General features: G+C 61.1%; 2 protein-coding genes. Both read right to left on the reverse strand.

Going from position 1 to position 1,911, the window contains the following annotated elements:
• Nucleotides 1–357 precede the first annotated feature (357 nt).
• Nucleotides 358–993, reverse strand: a complete 636-nt coding sequence (locus GVL52_RS27765) for a hypothetical protein (protein WP_160012629.1) — start codon at nt 991–993, stop codon at nt 358–360.
• Between the two features lie 13 nt (nt 994–1,006).
• The coding region (locus GVL52_RS27770) for a hypothetical protein (protein WP_160012630.1) at nt 1,007–1,911 on the reverse strand (905 nt) is incomplete at its 5' end.

Consider the following 1,911-nt stretch of genomic DNA (forward strand, 5'->3'; position numbering starts at 1 on the left):
GGGCAACTGTAGGCGGCTGTGGTGCCGGCGCCGGCTGCTGGTCTTGTCGCTGGCCCATTTGAGAGGGCGCAGACGCACCTGCAGGCGGCCTCGACGCCGTAACCCTCGGCTGTTGTGCCCTGGGCCTTTCCGAGATGGATTTGGGCTTGGTCGTAGGCCCAGCTGCAGATGCCGGTGATGCGGCTTGAGTAGCAGCGGGCTTGATCGCTGGCACCTTTTCAGGAGCTTGCACCTGCGCTGCAGGCCGCGGTTGCGATGCCGCGACCGCAGGGCTTTCAGCGGGTGTAGCTTTCTTAAAGAAGCCTTGGGCCTGCGCCGAAACCGATGCCACGAGCACGACAGAAGCGAGCAGGATTTTCATCGTTGGATCCCCAGTTGTTTCTGCCGTTGTTGGCTGTGCTCGACCTCCTGCTCCGGAGCCTTCGCCTGCCCTTTCTCAGCCAGGTAGGTCTTGCTTCGCTCACTCGCTTTCGAGGTCACCGCGATGGCATGGGCTCGATCGTTGGCTGGTGCAGAGACGACGTCGGATTCCGTGGAGGCCGCAGTCTCTTTTTTCGGCGTGGCGCTGGCCTTTTCCTCCACCTTCTGGTCGGAGGCTTGCTCAGGTTCATCGCTCGTGCCGTAGCTAGAGACCCCGCGCTTTTTTGCTTGCGGGTTCAGCTGGTCCTGTTCCTTCTCTGGACCCTGCCCAGGCTGGTTGGCTTCCTTGGCTTCCTTGGCATTCGTGCGCTCTCGGTCCATTGGAGGGGCCGAATCTCTCGCGCCGAACTGCCTGTCTTCTTCCCTCTTCGCGTCAAGGAGCTTGTTGTCAAAGCGCGCCTTCTCATCGATGCGCTTCTTTTCTTGGAAGCGTTTTTCCTCCTCTGCGGCGTCGAGGTCCATCTGCCGCTCTTCCCACCACTGTTGCTGGGCGGCCGCGCGTTTTTTCCCTTGGCGTTCGTCCTCTTCTCGCTTGCGCTCCAGTTCGGACTTCTGGGTGAAATACTGGTCCATATCTCCTCCTGCTTCAGTGCAATTTGATGACGTCAACGCGGGTGCCGCCAGCCCGCTGGATGTAGACCAGTGCCCGGCCGCGGCCCATTTCCATGAGGTCCTCATCCCTTACGGCATCGGCATCGGTAATGCCGTGCTGCAGGGCAGCAGTGTTTCGGTCTTCATGACGCCAGTGAGCGGCCTGCGATGCAGCCAGCCGAGCGATCGCTTCTCCGCTGTCCTGGGCATCAGGAACGAAGCGTTCGTCCAGGTTGTACGGCTGGTTGAAGTCTGCGAAGACGAAGGGGCGGTAGCTGCCCATGGCAGACGCGACGGCGATTTCATTCGTCCATTGAACGGGCTGAAGTGCATCGGCAGATACGCCAGTCTCGCGCCGAGCTGCAGCTGCGGACTCCAATTGATTCCAGTCCATGCTGTGGAACCGCATGGTGCGTCCCGCAAGCTTTTTGGCCTCGTCTATCGTGTCCAGATCCTCGGTACGCAGGATGATCTTCGTGCGCCAGTTGCGGCGCATGTTCTCGGTCGCAGCATCACCAACGGCAAGCCGGTAAGCAGAGACCGATTGGCTCAAAACGATGCCACCGATGCCGGCGCTACGCAGCACGTTCCAGACGCTCGCATCGCTCAGGCCGTCGCTGTTGGAGCTGGTGGCCAGCGCGTTGTATTCGTCAGCCAGGAAGAACGTCAGAGCGTACTTTTCGACGCCCGGTCCGAGCTGCGGGTTGAACCACCAATGCAGCCGCTCCTTGGCAAAGCTGGGGTTCTTCAGCTCTGCCATCCGGGCCTGTTTGAAGAGCAGCGTCTTGAGCATGATCGACACAATGCGGCCCGCCGAGCCGTGCTCGATCTGGCTGATGTTGATCACCTTCAGCTTGGGCTCCAGCAGCGCAGAGGGAGGCAGCAGCTTGGGCCCGGCGC

Origin of the sequence: Rhizobium sp. 18055 (assembly GCF_902706285.1) — a bacterium.
Lineage (GTDB): Bacteria > Pseudomonadota > Alphaproteobacteria > Rhizobiales > Rhizobiaceae > Rhizobium.

What these genes read in the sequence shown, in the direction of transcription:
- GVL52_RS27765 (WP_160012629.1), bottom strand. Translation starts at nt 993, where the DNA reads ATGGACCAGTATTTCACCCAGAAGTCCGAACTGGAGCGCAAGCGAGAA.